13 protein-coding genes are annotated in these 16,519 nt (G+C 62.6%); 2 read left to right on the top strand and 11 right to left on the bottom strand.

Annotated features, from left to right (window positions below):
- Positions 1 to 25: 25 nt before the first annotated feature.
- Both P3T16_RS07925 and P3T16_RS07920 read left to right on the top strand, forming a co-directional pair.
- Positions 26 to 1,318 carry a YhjD/YihY/BrkB family envelope integrity protein gene (locus P3T16_RS07925; protein WP_429341816.1) on the top strand — a complete coding sequence of 431 codons (1,293 nt, stop codon included), beginning with the start codon at positions 26 to 28 and terminating at the stop codon, positions 1,316 to 1,318.
- 403 nt (positions 1,319 to 1,721) lie between these two features.
- Positions 1,722 to 2,879, top strand: coding sequence for a porin (locus tag P3T16_RS07920; RefSeq protein ID WP_429256033.1), 1,158 nt, complete (start codon positions 1,722 to 1,724; stop codon positions 2,877 to 2,879).
- Between the two features lie 154 nt (positions 2,880 to 3,033).
- On the opposite strand, the gene P3T16_RS07915 is transcribed toward P3T16_RS07920, so the two are convergent.
- The 11 genes from P3T16_RS07915 to P3T16_RS07865 form a co-directional block, all read right to left on the bottom strand.
- Entirely contained in the window at positions 3,034 to 3,918 is an 885-nt protein-coding gene (locus P3T16_RS07915) for a peptidase (protein WP_429341815.1), read from the bottom strand.
- Between the two features lie 128 nt (positions 3,919 to 4,046).
- On the bottom strand, positions 4,047 to 4,847 hold the full coding sequence (locus tag P3T16_RS07910; protein WP_429256035.1) for a transglutaminase family protein: 801 nt from the start codon (positions 4,845 to 4,847) through the stop codon (positions 4,047 to 4,049).
- 13 nt (positions 4,848 to 4,860) lie between these two features.
- Positions 4,861 to 5,811: an alpha-E domain-containing protein gene (locus P3T16_RS07905; RefSeq protein WP_429256036.1), complete on the bottom strand. Its 951-nt coding sequence runs from the start codon at positions 5,809 to 5,811 to the stop codon at positions 4,861 to 4,863.
- Positions 5,812 to 5,945: 134 nt separating this feature from the next.
- Positions 5,946 to 7,355, bottom strand: a complete 1,410-nt coding sequence (locus P3T16_RS07900; protein WP_429256037.1) for a circularly permuted type 2 ATP-grasp protein — start codon at positions 7,353 to 7,355, stop codon at positions 5,946 to 5,948.
- Between the two features lie 383 nt (positions 7,356 to 7,738).
- On the bottom strand, positions 7,739 to 8,185 hold the full coding sequence (locus P3T16_RS07895) for an HU family DNA-binding protein (RefSeq protein WP_429256038.1): 447 nt from the start codon (positions 8,183 to 8,185) through the stop codon (positions 7,739 to 7,741).
- Positions 8,186 to 8,493: 308 nt separating this feature from the next.
- Entirely contained in the window at positions 8,494 to 9,954 is a 1,461-nt protein-coding gene (locus P3T16_RS07890; RefSeq protein WP_429341814.1) for a PLP-dependent aminotransferase family protein, read from the bottom strand.
- Positions 9,955 to 9,987: 33 nt separating this feature from the next.
- On the bottom strand, positions 9,988 to 10,926 hold the full coding sequence (gene panE, locus P3T16_RS07885) for a 2-dehydropantoate 2-reductase (RefSeq protein WP_429341813.1): 939 nt from the start codon (positions 10,924 to 10,926) through the stop codon (positions 9,988 to 9,990).
- Between the two features lie 135 nt (positions 10,927 to 11,061).
- A complete protein-coding gene (locus tag P3T16_RS07880; RefSeq protein ID WP_429256041.1) occupies positions 11,062 to 12,246 on the bottom strand; it encodes a thiolase family protein in 1,185 nt (394 codons plus the stop codon).
- Between the two features lie 35 nt (positions 12,247 to 12,281).
- Entirely contained in the window at positions 12,282 to 13,733 is a 1,452-nt protein-coding gene (locus P3T16_RS07875; RefSeq protein WP_429341812.1) for an efflux transporter outer membrane subunit, read from the bottom strand.
- Positions 13,734 to 13,743: 10 nt separating this feature from the next.
- The gene (locus tag P3T16_RS07870; RefSeq protein WP_429341811.1) at positions 13,744 to 15,324 is read right to left on the bottom strand and encodes a DHA2 family efflux MFS transporter permease subunit; all 1,581 of its coding nucleotides are present in this window, start codon (positions 15,322 to 15,324) and stop codon (positions 13,744 to 13,746) included.
- Positions 15,321 to 16,427: an HlyD family secretion protein gene (locus P3T16_RS07865; RefSeq protein WP_429341810.1), complete on the bottom strand. Its 1,107-nt coding sequence runs from the start codon at positions 16,425 to 16,427 to the stop codon at positions 15,321 to 15,323. Before P3T16_RS07865 ends, P3T16_RS07870 begins: the two co-directional genes overlap by 4 nt.
- Between the last annotated feature and the right edge of the window lie 92 nt (positions 16,428 to 16,519).

Here is a 16,519-nt window from a genome sequence, read left to right as displayed (position 1 = left end):
AACGATTCCGCGACGAAGGACGGCCATGGATACCCTTTCCACCGACAAGCTGCAGACTGCCGCCCGCAAGCACGCATCGTGGGCCGTCGGCGCGTTCAAACAGTTCGCGGAAGACCGTTGCGCGGCGATGGCCGCGAGCATTGCGTTCTACGCCGCCTTCTCGCTGGCGCCAACCCTGGTGATGGTGATCGCGGTCGCCGGCTGGTTCTTCGGCGCGGACGCGGCGCGCGGCGAGCTGTTTCGCGAAGTGCATGGCGTGCTTGGCGACGACGCCGCAGCCGGCGTGCAGACCATCGTGCAGAACGCCCACCACAGCGGAAGCGCCGGCGGCATCGCGGCGATCATCTCGTTCGTACTGCTGGCTGTGGGCGCGTCCGCGACGTTCTCTTCGCTCAACAACGCACTCAATATAGTGTGGCCCGCCACGGGGCCGCGCACGTCGAGCGTGATCGCGCTCGTTCGTGTCCGGCTGATCTCGTTCGGGCTGGTACTCGGCGTCGCATTTCTGCTGATCGTTTCGCTCGTGCTCGACGCCGGCATCACGTTCGTCGGCAACTGGCTACTCGGCGATTCACCCTACATCGTGATCGCCAATCTGCTACAGCTGGTAGTCGGCCTGCTGGTGCTGGCCGTCGCCTTCGGGGGGCTGCTCAAGTTTCTGCCCGATGCGCCCGTGCAGTGGCGCGATGCGATGGTCGGCGGACTCGTCGCAGCCGCGCTGTTCTCGGCAGGCAAGAAGATGTTCGCGCTCTATCTGGCGCATGCCGGCATGGCGAATTCATTCGGCGCGGCTGGCTCGCTGGCGGTGCTGCTCATGTGGCTGTATTTCTCGGCGGCCGTGCTGCTGCTCGGCGCCGAGTTCTCGGCGGCCCGTGGAAGGCTGCACGATCCACGCGGACCATGGGCCATGCATGACGACACACCGCCACCGGGCAGCCGGGCGATGCTCGCTTCAGTGATGGCGGCTTCGACGATGCCGGCGGTGTTGGCGGGCAGCGCGCAGAAAAGTGGAGTAACGGCTGCTGCCGCTGATACCGGTATGGTGCCAGCCGGTAACGTGGCCATGGCAACTGACGCAATGCGTGGCTCGCGACCGTCGACGGCGGAGACGGCGATGAACATCGGCCGCTCGGTGGCGCGCGCCGAAACGAACGCGACTCGCGCAGCCGCCGGAACGATTATCCAGACCGACCGCTACGTTCGAAAGCATCCGTGGGGTTCCGTGCTGCTCGCAGTTGCGGCGGCGTTCGTCGTCACGACCTTCGCAGGACGTCGCGATGCGGGGAACGTGGATCCGGGCGCCATCGATCATCCTTAAGCGCCGCGGATCGCGCCTTAAAACACGTCTACCGCCAACCCGACAGACGCGGAAACCCGCAGCCGTCCGCAGGCGCCCAGCCAGTCAGTCTCTACTGGCCCCAAAAGCGTCGACCGGCCCACGCAACACGCGACCCGATTAGCCGACTTATTTACAATTTACCTTCAACACAGCAACATTTTCAGCAATTGTCGACGATCACTGTCAACGAAACAACAATATTGCGCGGTCAACGATTCAATATTGCTGTTTTAGCAATACTGGCTGGCAAGCTTTATTTATAAGGCGTCTGGCCCTGTGTCACTTTTTAGAGACACTCATTTTTTTTCAGTTCTTACCTTAAGACACACTGAGCTATTCTCCAATCCGCAACAACTAAACCAATCATTTGCGTGGAGAAATGATGAAACGATTCGCACTATCTACCCTCTCGCTGGCACTGCTGGGCACCGCGGGTGCGGCGCACGCTCAAAACAGCGTTACCCTCTACGGCGTGCTGGACGACTCGATCCAGTACGTTTCGAACGTCGGTGGCCACAGCCTGTGGAACATGGCTGCAGGTAACCTGCAGGGCAATCGCTGGGGCCTGAAGGGTACGGAAGACCTGGGCGGCGGCCTGAAGGCGATTTTCCAGTTGGAAAGCGGTTTTGACCCGAACACCGGTAAATCGAATCAAGGCGGCCGCTTGTTTGGTCGTCAATCGTACGTCGGCCTGACGGGCGACTCGTGGGGTACGGCTACCATCGGTCGTCAGTACGATCCGGTGGTTGACCTGGTCCAGCCGCTGACGGCTGATAACTACTGGGGCAGCACGTTCACCACGCCAGGCGACGTCGACAACAACGACAACAGCTCGCGTACGAACAACGCAATCAAGTACGCTTCGCCGGTTTGGGGTGGCTTCCAGTTCGAAGGTATGTACGCGCTGGGCGGCGTCGCAGGCAAGACGGGCTCGGGCCAGACGTGGGCCGCTGCTGCAACGTACGCAACGGGTCCGTTCGCGATCGCTGCTGGCTACATCCGCATGTCCAACACGTCGACGACCGCAGTCGTTCGTCCGGGCTGGAGCAGCACGTCGGACGGTACGTTTGACGGCGGCATCGAAAACTCGGCCTACGCTGGCGCCAAGTCGATCGGCATTGGCTCGGTCGCTGCGCAATACGTGGCAGGTCCGTTCACGTTCGGTCTGCGTTACAGCAACGCACAATACAAGTCAGACGCGCAATCGGGCTTCGGTTCGACCGAGCGTTACAACGTCGGTGCAGGCTTCGTGAACTATCAGGTCACGTCGGCAGCGCTGGTGGGCTTTGGCTATACGTACACGCACGGCGCAGGCGACTCGAGCGCGTCGTACAACCAGATCTCGCTGGGCGGCGACTACAACCTGTCGAAGCGCACGGACGTGTACCTGGTCGGCGCATGGCAACATGCTAACGGACACCAGCGCGATGCAGCTGGCGCTCCGCTGACGTCGTCGGTGGCGTCGGTGGCTGACTATGGCTTCAACTCGGACAGCGTCAACCAGACGATCGTCAGCCTGGGTATCCGTCACAAGTTCTAAGCACAGAACCTGTTACGCAGCTGAAGCAGACGCTGTAGAAAGCCAGCCGGAGGCGCAAGTCGATGGCTGGCTTTTTTACTTCCGCCGAAGCTGGCGTCAGAAAGCAGAAAAGCCGGACAATGTCCGGCTTTTCTGCTTGTAGCGGTTCGGGTAACTAGCGCTGCTTCTTCTGCGCATCCGCCTGCGCAAGCGTCTGCGCAGGCTGCATGTCCGCGTGCCCGGCCAAATTGTCGGACGCCTCATGCGGCGACACGACCGGCGCCCGGCCGCGTTTGCGCAGCGGCACGTCACCCGAGTTCTCCCACGCCGGATCGGGGATCCCGCTGAACACCTGGCGCAGCTGCTCGCCCCACGTGCGGTGAATCATCTGATAGTAAGCATTGTCCTGATCGACGGAGACGAAGCGCGTCACACGCAGCGTGTCTTTTTCGTAGACGAGCAGATCGAGCGGCAGCCCGACCGACAGATTCGAGCGCAGCGTCGAATCCATCGAAATCAGAGCACATTTGGCTGCTTCATCGAGCGGCATCGACGGCGTGAGCACACGGTCGATGATCGGCTTGCCATATTTCGACTCACCGATCTGGAAATACGGACTGACGCTCGACGCCTCGATGAAATTGCCCGCCGAGTAGATCATGAAGAGACGCGGCGCTGAAGCCGCGCCGCCTTCCGCCGACTCGATCTGTCCGCCCAGAATGAAGCTGCAGTTGAAGTCGACGCCGAATTCCTGCAATGCCTGCGCCTCACGCTGATACACCTGGCGCACGGCATCGCCGACCACGCGGGCCGCTTCCGGTACCGTTGCGACCGTCCACAACGTCGGTTTGCCGGGCTCCGTGGGCTCGCTGAGCGCCTGGAGCACCGCCTGGGTCAGCGAGAGATTGCCGGCGCCCAGCAGCACGAGCACGCGCTCGCCGGGCTGTTCGAACACGGACATCTTGCGCGCCGTGCTGATGTGATCGACGCCCGCGTTGGTGCGCGTGTCCGAGAGAAACACGAGCCCTTCATCCACGCACATCGCCACGCAGTAAGTCATGATTGCCAACCTGGAAAACGACAGAACGCCGCTATTGTAATGCGCCGGCACACTGCCTCTGACGCTTCCTTCGGTATTGCGGCGCTTCAGCGGCCTTTTGAAGGCCGCATCAACCCCTGGATGAAGCTCTACTGCGGCGTCTGCGCGCTGACCGACACCGACACATGGAGCTTCTCTTCCCGGCCGCCGATCCGTCGACCGCGCACGGGCGACGCGGCTTCATAATCGCGGGCCACGGCAAGCCGGCAATAGATTTCGCTGGCGAAAGCCGCATGCGTCACGTCGATCGACGTCCAGCCCACCCCATCGATCCACACATCGACCCACGCGTGGCTCGCGCCATGCTCGACGTCGCCGGGTTCGATATAGCCGCTCACATAGCGCGCCGGCACGCCGCGCGCGCGGCAGCACGCAAGCATCAGATGCGCGTGGTCCTGACAGACGCCCTTGCCGAGCGCCAGCGCTTCAGCCGCGGTACTCGTGACCTCGGTCACGCCCGGCTGGAACTGCACGCGCTGCATGATCTGCTCCGACAACGCGATCAGCGAAGCCGGCGTATCGAGCGAAGCCACCGAAGCCGCAAGTTCGCGCACCGCCGCATCGCATTCGGTCAGGGGCGTCGAGCACGTGAAGTGCTCCAGTGGAATCGGGCCGACGCCATCGGGCAGCAGGCCATTGATCAGCGGAAAGGTGTCGATTTCCCCGGACACACGCACGCGAATCTCATTGTGCGGCTTGTTCAGCACGAGCGTGTGCAGCACGTTGCCATAGGCGTCGAGCGTGGAATCGAGCTTGCCTGGCGCATCGAGCGTCCAGCGACGCACGACCTGCGCCCCGCCGCTTGCGGGCGTCAGGCGCAATTGCTGGATCGAATAGTGGACCGTCGCTTCATAACGGTACGAGGTGTCGTGGCGAATCGTCAGATACATGAATAAGGCTCCGTCAGGCGACCGGCAACATCAGATAGGTGCGCGCGACCAGTCCGCCGAGTTCGAACACGCGGGCAAGAAACTGCGTCAGATACGCGTGCAATCCCGCCTCGAAAATCTGCCGGATGTCGGAATACACCAGTTCCGCTCGCAGTTTTCCGGCAAAACGCTCGCACTGGTTCGATCCCGACGTGCGCAGCATCGCGAGATTCGCGCACACGCCTTCGAGCGACGCGAGCAGCGAACGCGGCATCTGCGGATTCAGGATCATCAGTTCGACCACGCGCGCCGGCGTGACGACATCGCGATACACCTTGCGGTAGATCTCGAGCGCGGACACCGAGCTCAGGATCGACGTCCAGTAATAGAAATCTTCGAGCTGACGCGCAGCGTCGCGCGAATTCGGCTCGACGTCGGCGAAACGCACATCGAGAATCCGCGCGGTGTTATCGGCGCGTTCGAGGAACGTGCCGAGTTGCGTGAAGAAAAACGCGTCGTCCTGCAGCGCGGTGCCGAGCGTCACGCCGCGCGACAGATGCGAGCGGAACTTGACCCATTCGAAGAGCGCCACCGGATGCGCCATCAACTGCCCGGAAGACGCACGCTCGTTGAATTCGAGCCACGTATCGTTGATCGTTTCCCACCATTCGGTGGTCAACGTGCCGCGCACGGCGCGCGCGTTTTCGCGCGCCGCCTGCAGGCATGAATAGATACTCGACGGATTGTCGGCATCGGCGACCATGAAATGCAGCACATGTTCGCGCGTGGGCTCGTCGTAGCGCTCTGCAAACGCGCCTTCGAGTTCGGAGATGCGCAGCACCGAACGCTGCGCACGCGCTTCCTGTTCAGGCGTCTGCGGCAGCAGCAGCGCTTTCAGGTTGATGTCGAGCATGCGGGCAGTGTTCTCCGCGCGCTCCATGTAACGGGCCATCCAGAAGAGATGATCGGCAGTGCGGCTTAGCATGACGGCTTTCCGTTATCGATGAGCGCAAGACTTGAAGCCTCAAGGCCTGCGCTGGTTACCGGGCATTTTCCGTTCGTCACCGGCGAAATATCTAGCCGGCGCGTTCCTCACTGGTTGCAGATGCAACCACCCTTTCAGTCGACCATCCACGTGTCTTTGGTCCCGCCGCCCTGCGACGAGTTGACGACGAGCGAGCCTTCCTGCAACGCGACACGCGTGAGACCGCCTGCCACCATCGTCGTTGTCTTGCCGGACAGCACGAACGGCCGCAGATCGATGTGACGTGGCGCGATGCCCGATTCGACGAACGTCGGACACGCCGACAGCGCCAGCGTCGGCTGCGCGATATAACCGGCCGGCCGCGCGATCAGCCGCGCGCGGAACGACTCGATTTCAGCAGCGGTCGAAGCCGGCCCGACCAGCATCCCGTAGCCGCCCGCGCCGTGCACTTCCTTCACCACGAGCTCGGGCAGATGCGCGAGCGTATAGGCGAGATCGTCAGGCTTGCGGCACTGGAACGTAGGGACGTTATTGAGGATTGGCTTTTCGCCGAGGTAAAACTCGATCATCTCCGGTACGTACGGGTAGATCGATTTATCGTCGGCGATACCCGTGCCCATCGCATTCGCGAGTGCGACACGGCCGGCGCGATACGCCGTCAGCAGACCCGGCACGCCCAGCGCGGAATCGCTGCGGAACGCAAGCGGATCGAGAAAGTCATCGTCGACACGGCGGTAGATCACGTCGACGCGCTTCGGCCCCTGCGTCGTGCGCATAAACACGTAGTTGTCGTCGACGAAGAGATCCTTGCCTTCCACCAGTTCGACGCCCATCTGCTGCGCGAGGAACGTGTGCTCGAAATACGCCGAGTTGTACATGCCCGGCGTCAGCACGACGACCACGGGTTCATCGACGCCTTCAGGCGCGACCGAGCGCAGCGTATCGAGCAGCAGGTCAGGATAGTGCGCGACCGGCGCGATACGGTTCTGTACGAACAGCTCCGGGAACAACCGCATCATCATCTTGCGGTTTTCCAGCATGTAGGAGACGCCGGACGGCACACGCAGGTTGTCTTCGAGCACGAAGAACTGGCCGTCGTCGCCCGCGCGCACGACGTCGACGCCCGCAATATGCGCATAGATGCCGAGCGGCACCTTCACGCCCTGCATTTCCGGCCGGTACTGTGCGTTCGTATACACCTGCGCCGCGGGCACAATCCCGGCGCGCACGATGTTGCGATCGTGATAGACGTCGTGGATGAAAAGGTTGAGCGCCTGCACGCGCTGGCGCAGGCCCGCTTCGAGCGTTTGCCACTCGCTACGCGGAATGATGCGAGGAATCAGGTCGAAAGGGATCAGCCGTTCAGTGCCGGAAAGATCGCCGTTGACCGCAAAGGTGATCCCGACGCGCCGGAACAGCAGGTCTGCTTCGGCACGCTTGCGGGCAATCGCATCCCCGCCCTGCTGGACAAGCCAGCGTTCAAACCGCGCATAGTGCGGCCGCACGACCTCGTCGTGATGACGCATCTCGTCATAGCATCGCATGTCACGCCCCGCTCTTTTTGTCGGATAGAAGGCGAATGCGCTGCGCATTCGGTGTTCGACAACAGTAAAGCTTCAAGCAAGCGCTATGCCATTCACTTTCACGCTAAATTCGGGCGCTCAATGCACCCGAAGAGCGCATCCGGCCGGCATGGACGACATCTCCATCGTACCGCTGCGCAGATCAATGCGCTACTGCGGTGCATCAACGTCTGCCGGAAGTTCTGTGACAAAACCGTCGTTCGGGCGGCGGAAGGGGAAAACGACCCAAAAAGGGCGGACGAAAAAAATCCCCCCGGACTTTCGCCCGAGGGGACTCTTGTGCTGCATCTTGCGTGACAGATCGCGACCGCCGCCCGAAAGCGACCGGTCGGAACCTGAAACACCTAGCCGCCTGCTGCGTCCTTCAGCTTCTTCAGCGCGCGTGCCTTGATGCGCACGCTAGCCGGCTTGGCCGGGAACCAGCGCTCTTCACCCGAGAACGGGTCCTTGCCGAAGCGCTTTTTCTTCGCCGGCACGGCTTGAACAACGATCTTCAGAAGACCGGACAGCGTGAATTCGCCAGCGCCCTTCTTGTGCACGGCGCCGAGGATCGTATCTTCGAGCGCGGCCAGGACAGACTTGGCAGCCTTCAGATCAACAGCGGAACGTTCTGCGACGTGTGCAGCCAGCGAGGCCTTCGTGAAGGTGTCCTTGATCGGCGACGGTGCGCCGGACGCCTTCACGGCGACCTTCTTAGCTGCTACTTTCTTCGCAGGCACTTTCTTCGCTGCAACCTTTTTGGCCGGTACAGTGGCAGCCTTCTTGGCCACCTTTTTTGCGGAAGTCGGCATGTTTCTCCTACCTGTTGTGGTCAGTGAATGCACTTGAAGAGCACGCGGTATGCGCGCACTTCAACGCCGGATTCTACAAGCGCTCTAGCGTTTCGCGCGAATCTTTTATGCATAACACCGCAGGTTTGTTGCGTGGCGCAGACTCCGTGACACATTTTGACGCCTGTTTTAGCGGGTAAAACGTATATCGGGGATCGCTGGACGGATGTCCTGGAGAGTGAGGTAAACACCAGGGCATCGCGAAATCAACAGCGCGATGACAGGTAGAAACGAGCGAATGAGCGCCTGTATCAGGTGCTTTTCGAAGATCAGCGCGCGAGCTTCGGCATCAATCTGGCGAGCGTGGTGAGCGCCGTGTCGATCTGCTCGACGCCGATTCCACCGTAGCCAAAGATCAGCCCGGGCCGCGCCTTTTCGCGCACGTAAAATGGCGCGATCCCATACAGCCCGATCGATGCGGCGCGTCCTGCCTCGACCACTGCGGCTTCGGTAAGCGGCTCTCTGAGCCTTGCGGCAAGGTGAATGCCTGCGGTCGGCACGATCGGATCGAACCACGGCGCGAGCCCGTTTTGCAGATGCGAAAGCAGCATCGCGCGCCGCGCCGCGTAGTGTTTGTGCATGCGCCGCAGGTGTTTTGCGAAGTCGCCGTTGAGCATGAACGTGGCGAGCGCGGTCTGCGTCAACGTGCAGCCGTGCCAGTCGCCGACCTGCCGCGCGCGGCGAAGTGGTCCCAGCAGCGAAACTGGCGGCACGACATAACCCATGCGCAACTCGGGAAAAATGGTCTTCGAAAACGTGCCGACGTATGCAACGAGCCCCGCGCGATCAAGGCTCTTAAGCGGCTCCATCGGACGCCCTTCAAAGCGGTATTCGCAGTCGTAGTCGTCTTCGATGATGACGGCGCCGCGTTGCTGCGCCCATTCGAGCAGCTCGACGCGCCGCTCCAGACTCATCGGCATGCCAAGCGGAAACTGGTGCGAAGGCGTGACGTACACGACGCGCGCATTCTTCGGCAGCCTGCTCACGACGAGCCCCTGTTCGTCGACGGGAACCGTTACCACCTTCGTGTCCAGCGCGGCAAAACATGCACGCGCGGGCGGATAACCGGGGTCTTCGACCGCGACGACTTCACCGCGGCGCAGCATCACGCGCGCGACCAGATCGAGCGCCTGCTGCGCGCCCTGCGTGATGATGACGTCGTCCCAGTTACTTACCACGGCGCGGTTGAACGCCAGGTAGCGTGATACGGCAAGCCGCAATTCCTGCTCACCCGCGGAGTCGTGATAGGTCCCGCGGCCGCGCGCCTGCGCGCGCAGCGCGTGATTGATGCAGGTACGCCACACGTCGAACGGAAACAGCGCTTTGTCCGTCACCCCGCCGACAAAATCGAACGTTGCCTGTGCGTGCTGCTGTGGGAGCGCGAGCGGAACGGCAAGCTCGTCCCAGATCTCGCGTGCTTTTGCCCTGGGTTGCACCTTCGCCGCTTCGGCGGCTTTAGCGTGCGACGACTTTTCGCCGGGCAGGCGCTGCAAGCCATCGGCGACGAACGTACCGGCGCCCGCCCGCGCCGACAGAAACCCTTCAGACAGCAGACGCTCGAACACATCGAGCGTCGTCTTGCGCGATACACCGAGTTGCGTCGCCAGATCGCGTGTCGACGGCAACTGAACGCCACCCGCCAGCCGGCCTTCGACAATGCCCGCCCTGAGCTGTCGATAGATCTGCCCGGCCAGATCCTGGCGACCCTGAATCGTGATGTGGATGTCCATCCGGCTGGCTACCTGAAATATGCATGCGGGCGATTATGCTTCGCGCGCCTGCCGCGCTTCGTAAGCCTTCAGATGGTTGTACGCAAGACGCAGAAGCGAGAGCTGCGCGTCGTTGTGCTGCTCGACGCCGCCACGGCGGATCAGGTCACCGAGAATGTGATCCGCCTCGATGCGCGAGCGGTTTTCGACATCGCGCAGCATCGACGCCGTCATCGGCGAGCCCTCGGCGAAGAGCGTGCCGCTCACGCGCGCCACGAAGTCCTCGCCCATCGGGTAGCCATTGTGCGCGGATACTGCCCGACACTCCGACAGAAAGCCTTCAATCACACGCCTGCCATCCGGCGCCGCGAGAATATCGCCGACAGATGCACGAAAAAGACACGTGCTGGCCGCGAGCGTCGCGAGAAATACCCACTTTGCCCACATCTGCTGAAGAATGGATTCGCTCGCCGCGACGTCGAAGCCTGCGCCCTGCAAGGCTTCGTCGATAGCGCGGGAACGGTCGCTCGAACCGCCCGCCAGTTCGCCAAACGTGATCGAATGCAAGTCGTTCAGATGCACGATTTCGCGCTCGCGGTTCAACGTCGCGGCGATCACGCACTGGCCACCCAATACCTGCGAAGCGTCGAATTTCTCTTTAAGCGCATCGATATGCGCCATGCCGTTCAGAAGCGGCAGAATCGCCGTGGACGGCCCGACGAACGGCGCAAATGCCTTCACCGCATCGTCGAGGCTGTACGCCTTGCAGCTGAGCACGATGAGATCGAACGGTTCGGCCGTATCGCTGGCCTGAATGGTTTTGACGTCACGCAGCGTGAGATCGCCGCGCGGGCTTCTGATCACAAGCCCCGTGCGCTTCAGTTCTTCCGCCCGTTGCGCGCGAACCAGAAACGTCACGTCGCGTCCTGCCGCGGCCAGACGCCCGCCGAAATAGCCGCCCACTGCGCCCGCGCCCACCACCAGTATTCGCATCTTGTCTCCCTGGGATAAACCGTTCAGCGCGTGCGCGCCGTCCGTCTGTGCTTATGCAGAATGTAGCAAAGTTTCTTCTGATGCATGGACGGCAACGCACGCTGCATTACGCCATCGAACGCGCTCCGGATGACGTCAAAGCACTTCGAGCGCGAGCGCAATGCCCTGCCCGCCACCGATACACAGCGTGACGATACCGCGCTTCAGCGCGTCGCGTCGCATCGAGTGAATCAGGCGCGTGGTCAGCACCGCGCCGGTTGCGCCGATCGGGTGACCATGCGCGATTGCACCGCCTTCGACGTTGATGATGTCGTCCGGCAGACCGAGTTTTTGCGCGACGGCGATCGGAACGGCAGCGAATGCTTCGTTGATTTCGACGCGTTCGATATCCGCGAGCGTCCAGCCCGCCCGTTCGAGCGCCATCTGCACCGCCGGAACCGGACCCAGCCCGAACATGCCCGGCTCGACCGCCGCCACGCCATAAGCCACGATCCGCGCGAACGGTTCGATGCCGTGCGCTTCCGCAAAGCCTCGTTCAGCGACGAGCATCGCCGCCGCGCCGCTATTCAGGCCCGGTGCGTTGCCCGCGGTGATCGTGCCGTCCGGGCGAAACGCAGGACGCAGTTTCGCGAGAATCTCGACGGTCGTGTCACCGCGTGGCTGTTCGTCGCGCGCGAAGCGTACGGGCTCCTTGCGTCCCTTGACTTCGACGGTGACGAGTTCCGCGTCGAACGCGCCGCGTTCCTGTGCGGCGACAAAGCGTTGCTGTGATCGTGCGGCCCAGCGATCCTGCGCTTCGCGCGTGATCGAAAGCTGCGTCACCAGATCTTCAGTGTGCCAGCCGGAATGCTCGCTGGAAAACGCGTCGACAAGACCGTCGCGCAGCATGCTGTCGTAAATCTGCGCGTTACCCATGCGATAACCGTGGCGGCCACCGTCGAGCAGATAGGGCGCGCGATCCATATTCTCCATGCCGCCGGCGACAGCCACATTGCCGAGCCCAAGCGCGATCTCCTGTGCCGCCGAAATGACCGCCTGCGCGCCCGAACCGCACACCCGGTTCACGGTCAGCGCAGGAACCGCGACGGGCACACCGCCGCCAATCGAGGCCTGCCGCGCCGGGTTCATCCGGTTGCCTGCCTGAATCACATTGCCCATCACCACCGAAGCGAGGCCTGCCGCATCGATACCGCTGCGGCGCAGCGTTTCGCGCACGGCGGCCGCGCCGAGATCCGTTGCGGGCACATCCTTCAGCGTGCCGTTGAAGGCGCCAATCGGCGTTCTGACCGGGTTGCTGATCACAATTTCACGTGTACTCATGGTCGTCTCTCTCTGGTTGAGTTTCAGGTTCAGCTTCAGTTCGTCACGGCGGGCGTGACGGGAGTGCTCGCGACATCGGTGGAATCCTGCGCATCCCAACCCCCGCCCAGCGAGCGATACAAGGCAACCGCGGCAAGCGCATGTTCGCGCTTTGCCTGGTTCAGCGATTCCGAGTCCTGCAGATACGCTTCCTGCGCTGCGAGCACATCGAGAAAACTCGACGCGCCGCCCTTGTAGAGTTCGCTCGACAGACGCAGCGCCTGGTTCGACGCGTTGAGCGCACCGCCAAGCCGTTGCACCTGCTCCGAACTGCTGACGAGATCGCTGCGCGTGTCCTCGACCTCCTTCAGGGCCTCCAGCATCGTCTGACGCAGGCCGAGCTGCGATTCACGCATGCGGCTCTCGCTTTCATCAATGCCCGCATTGATGCGACCGGCGTTGAAAATCGGGCTCGTCGCACTCAGGGCCGCGCTGAAGAGGTTGTCAGTCAGCGTCGGCAGACCGAGATACGACGCGGCAAGCAAACCGTCCGAGAGATTGAGCTTGAACTGCGGATAGCGCTGCGCCTTCGATACGCCCACTTCCGCAGCGCGTTGTTCGACGCCCGCATACGCGGTGCGCACATCCGGGCGACGCAGCAACGCCTCGGACGGCAGCGTCTGCGGCACGCTTTGCGACGGCACGGGGATCGCCTGCGCGTTGGCGAGCAACAACCCGTCGACGCTCTCCGGCGTGCGGCCCGAATACACCGCAATCAGGCTGAGTTGATGCTGGATCGTCGACTGCACGCGCGGAATCTGCGCCTGAAGATCGGACAACTGGTTCTGCGCACGCGCTACGTCGAGCTGCGTCGACAGACCGTAATGCAGGCGCTCCTGCGTCAGACGCAGCGCGCGGCTACGGATCTGCTCGTTATCCTTGACGATCTGCAGCTGCGATTGCGCCCAGCGGAGGTCGATATAGGCAGCCGCCGTGTTCGCGGCAAGCGCGAGGCGCAACGCGTTCAACGCTTCCTTGCGGCCCGATACCTGCGCCTGCGCCGCGAGCAGCGCGAGACGCTCACCGCCGAACACGTCGGGTGTCCAGCTGGCGTTGAGGCCGATGCCCGCCTGCCGCACATAACCCAGCGGCGGCGGTGTGTTCTGGCGTGTATCCGATGCCCGCGCGACTGCGTCGAGTTCAGGCAGCAGATCCGCGTGACGTTGCGTCGCGATCGACTGCGCCTGCTTGACGCGCTCAGCGGCGGCCTGCACGTCGAGGTTGCCGTCCAGCACCGACGCCACCAGTTGATGCATGACCGGATCGCCGAAGTCGTTCCACCACGCGTCAGCGTTCACGGAGGCCTGCGGGGCGTCGACGCTCCACGCGTCGGGCGCAACCGTCTGCACCGTTTGCGACAGATCGGCGTGCGTTTCGGGCTGCACGGCGCAGCCGGCGAGACTCAGCACGGCGACGCCTGCCAGAGCCTTTGCAATGATCGATTTCATGTCGGGTACCTTAGTGAGCGTCGGGAGGCGGCGCGGTGTTGCCGAACGGGCGCGAAAACAGCACGCTAGCGAGGCCCACCACAAAGCAGAGCGCAACCGCGAGGAATGCGTCAGAGAAAGTCAGCACGAGCGCTTCGCGGATCAGCAAAGTGTGCAGAACGTCGAGACCGGCTGTTGCTGCGTTGAGCGCATCGCCGCCCACTGCGGCCAGATGCGCAGCCTGTTGACGAAGCACAGCTTCGATAACGGGCCGGCCAGCCGTCACATGCTCGTCGAGACGTTCGTAATGCAGGTTCAGCCGGTCGTTGAGCATCGTGCTGGCAACGGCGATGCCGATGGCGCCGCCCAGATTGCGCATCAGATTGAAAAGCCCGCTGGCGGATTTAAGCCTGGACGGCGGCAGCGACCCGAGCGCCATCGTGACAATCGGCGGAATGCAGAACTGCTGGCCGATACCGCGTAGCGCCTGAGGAATCAGCAGTTCCTGCCAGCCCCACTGGTTCGTCAGCGGCACGTAGAGATACAGGCCGACGCCAAAGCATACGAGACCGAACACCATCAGCCAGCGCATATCGATCACGCGAGCGAGCTGCGAATAGGCCACCAGTGCGACAAGCTGAAAACATCCGACCGACAGCAGCGCAAGCCCGATCTGCAGCGAATCGAAACCACGGACGCGGGCAAGGAACACTGGCGTGAGGAACACCGCGCAAAAGATGCCGATGCCGGTAATGAACGACAGCAGGCTGCCGATACCGAAGTTGCGGATCGCAAGTGCGCGCAGATCGACAATCGGCTCTTTCGCCGTGAACGCATGCACGAGGAAGAGAAATCCGCAGATACCGCAGATCCATGCACACGTCAGGATCACGTGATCGCCGAACCAGTTCTTGCGCGGACCTTCCTCAAGCACATATTCAAGGCAGCCCAGAAAGCCCGACATCAGCACAATGCCGGGATAGTCGCCCTTCTTCAGAAGCGAAAGATCGACGTCATCGATGTGGACGAACTTCGGCACCAGCACGGTCACAAAGATACCCGGCACGAGGTTCAGATAGAACAGCCAGTGCCACGACCATTGAGACGTGATCCATCCGCCGATCACCGGGCCAATCGTCGGCGCAAGCGATGCGAGCGCGCCGATCGTCGTGGACGCAACCAGCCGCTGCTTGCCGGGAAACAGCACGAAAGCCGTGGTAAACACGGTGGGAATCATCGCGGCGCCGAGCGCGCCCTGCAAGCCACGAAACAGGATCATCGAGTTGATGTCCCACGCCAGGCCGCACAACATGCTCGTGATCGTGAAGCCAAGCGCGGATGCAGCGAACAGCCAGCGCGTCGAGAACACACGCGTGAGCCAGCCGGACATCGGAATCACCAGGATTTCGGCGATCAGATACGACGTCTGCACCCAGGATAGTTCGTCCTGACTGGCGGACAGGCCGCCGCCAATGTCCCTCAGCGATGAAGCGACGATCTGGATATCGAGCGTCGCCATGAAGAACCCGAGGCACATCAGCGCGAACGCGAAGACTTTCGTGCGCATGGGCTGATCGGCGGGGTTGGCGGGGTGCGCGTGTGTGCGGTTCATGATGGGGCGCCTTGCGCTTCCGCGTGACCAGCGAGGTGAACCTTCACCGTCGCCGAGAGACCGGGACGCAGCACGCCCTGCATTTCCTTCGGCACATCGAGACGGATACGTACCGGCACACGCTGCACGATCTTCGTGAAGTTGCCGGTGGCGTTTTCCGCGGGCAGCACGCTGAAGGTGGCACCCGTCGCCGGCGCGAGGCTTTCGACGACGCCGTGGATCGCCTCACTGGATGCATCCAGATCGACATCGACGCTGTCGCCGGCGCGCATCTTCTTTAGCTGGTCCTCCTTGAAGTTGGCGTCGATCCACAGACCGTTCGACGGCACGACCGTCAGCAGCGAAACACCCGTATTTGCGAGCAGACCGACGCGCGCGGTGCGGTTGCCGACGTAGCCGTCGATCGGCGAGCGGATCGTCGTGTACTCGACGTTGAGCGCCGCCACGCGCTGCGCCGCCTGTGCGGTGGCGATACGCGCCTCTGCATCGCCGATCTGCGCGTCGAGCACGGCCAGCTGGCGCTGTGCGGCGATGAAAGCGGCATTGCTGCGGTCAACGGCGGCATGCGCCTTCAGCAGATCCGCGTCGGCACGTTCGACGACCTGGTTCGATACTGCGTCGTCTTTCACGAGTTCGCGATAGCGCGTCTGGTCGGCTGCGCTGCGCGTCAGCTCGGCGCCGGACGCCCGCACTTCCGCCGACTGTTCGTTGATCGTCGCGAGCTGCAGCGATTTCTTTGCCTGCAGTTCGGTGACCGCTGCTTTCGCGCTGTCCACTTCCGCGTCGGCCTGTGCGAGCCGTGCGTCGTAGTCGCGCGCATCGAGCCGGATCAACACCTGATTCACATGGACATGCTCGTTGTCTTTCACGAGCACGTCGGTCACGAAGCCATTCACCTTCGGCGCCATCACGGTGACGTCGCCCCCGATGTACGCGTCATCGGTGGTTTCGACGAAACGGCCGGCGAAGAACCAGTACGATCCGGCCGCAACCAGCACGACGAGAACCGCAACGACCGCAAGCAGCATCCATGGGATACGCCGGGCGGGATTGGCACGGTCCGCCGCGCTGGCGGGTGCGATAGTCGAAGGAGTAGTGGACATGTTGATATGTGCGTATGCACTTCGTTACCTGAAAAAATCGGCGCAATGGAAGCGCCGGCCGGATGCTGCTTTCCCGCCTTGCGCGGGCTTTA

This window comes from Paraburkholderia sp. GAS42, from assembly GCF_050436565.1.
Lineage (GTDB): Bacteria > Pseudomonadota > Gammaproteobacteria > Burkholderiales > Burkholderiaceae > Paraburkholderia.
This window is presented reverse-complemented; position numbering and strand designations above follow the sequence as displayed.

Excerpts from the sequence above, each read along its gene's own strand:
- P3T16_RS07925 (WP_429341816.1), top strand. The coding sequence starts at position 26 with ATGGATACCCTTTCCACCGACAAGCTGCAGACTGCCGCCCGCAAGCAC.
- P3T16_RS07920 (WP_429256033.1), top strand. The coding sequence starts at position 1,722 with ATGAAACGATTCGCACTATCTACCCTCTCGCTGGCACTGCTGGGCACC.
- P3T16_RS07915 (WP_429341815.1), bottom strand. The coding sequence starts at position 3,918 with ATGACTTACTGCGTGGCGATGTGCGTGGATGAAGGGCTCGTGTTTCTC.
- P3T16_RS07910 (WP_429256035.1), bottom strand. The coding sequence starts at position 4,847 with ATGTATCTGACGATTCGCCACGACACCTCGTACCGTTATGAAGCGACG.
- P3T16_RS07905 (WP_429256036.1), bottom strand. The coding sequence starts at position 5,811 with ATGCTAAGCCGCACTGCCGATCATCTCTTCTGGATGGCCCGTTACATG.
- P3T16_RS07900 (WP_429256037.1), bottom strand. The coding sequence starts at position 7,355 with ATGCGATGCTATGACGAGATGCGTCATCACGACGAGGTCGTGCGGCCG.
- P3T16_RS07895 (WP_429256038.1), bottom strand. The coding sequence starts at position 8,185 with ATGCCGACTTCCGCAAAAAAGGTGGCCAAGAAGGCTGCCACTGTACCG.
- P3T16_RS07890 (WP_429341814.1), bottom strand. The coding sequence starts at position 9,954 with ATGGACATCCACATCACGATTCAGGGTCGCCAGGATCTGGCCGGGCAG.
- panE (WP_429341813.1), bottom strand. The coding sequence starts at position 10,926 with ATGCGAATACTGGTGGTGGGCGCGGGCGCAGTGGGCGGCTATTTCGGC.
- P3T16_RS07880 (WP_429256041.1), bottom strand. The coding sequence starts at position 12,246 with ATGAGTACACGTGAAATTGTGATCAGCAACCCGGTCAGAACGCCGATT.
- P3T16_RS07875 (WP_429341812.1), bottom strand. The coding sequence starts at position 13,733 with ATGAAATCGATCATTGCAAAGGCTCTGGCAGGCGTCGCCGTGCTGAGT.
- P3T16_RS07870 (WP_429341811.1), bottom strand. The coding sequence starts at position 15,324 with ATGAACCGCACACACGCGCACCCCGCCAACCCCGCCGATCAGCCCATG.
- P3T16_RS07865 (WP_429341810.1), bottom strand. The coding sequence starts at position 16,427 with ATGTCCACTACTCCTTCGACTATCGCACCCGCCAGCGCGGCGGACCGT.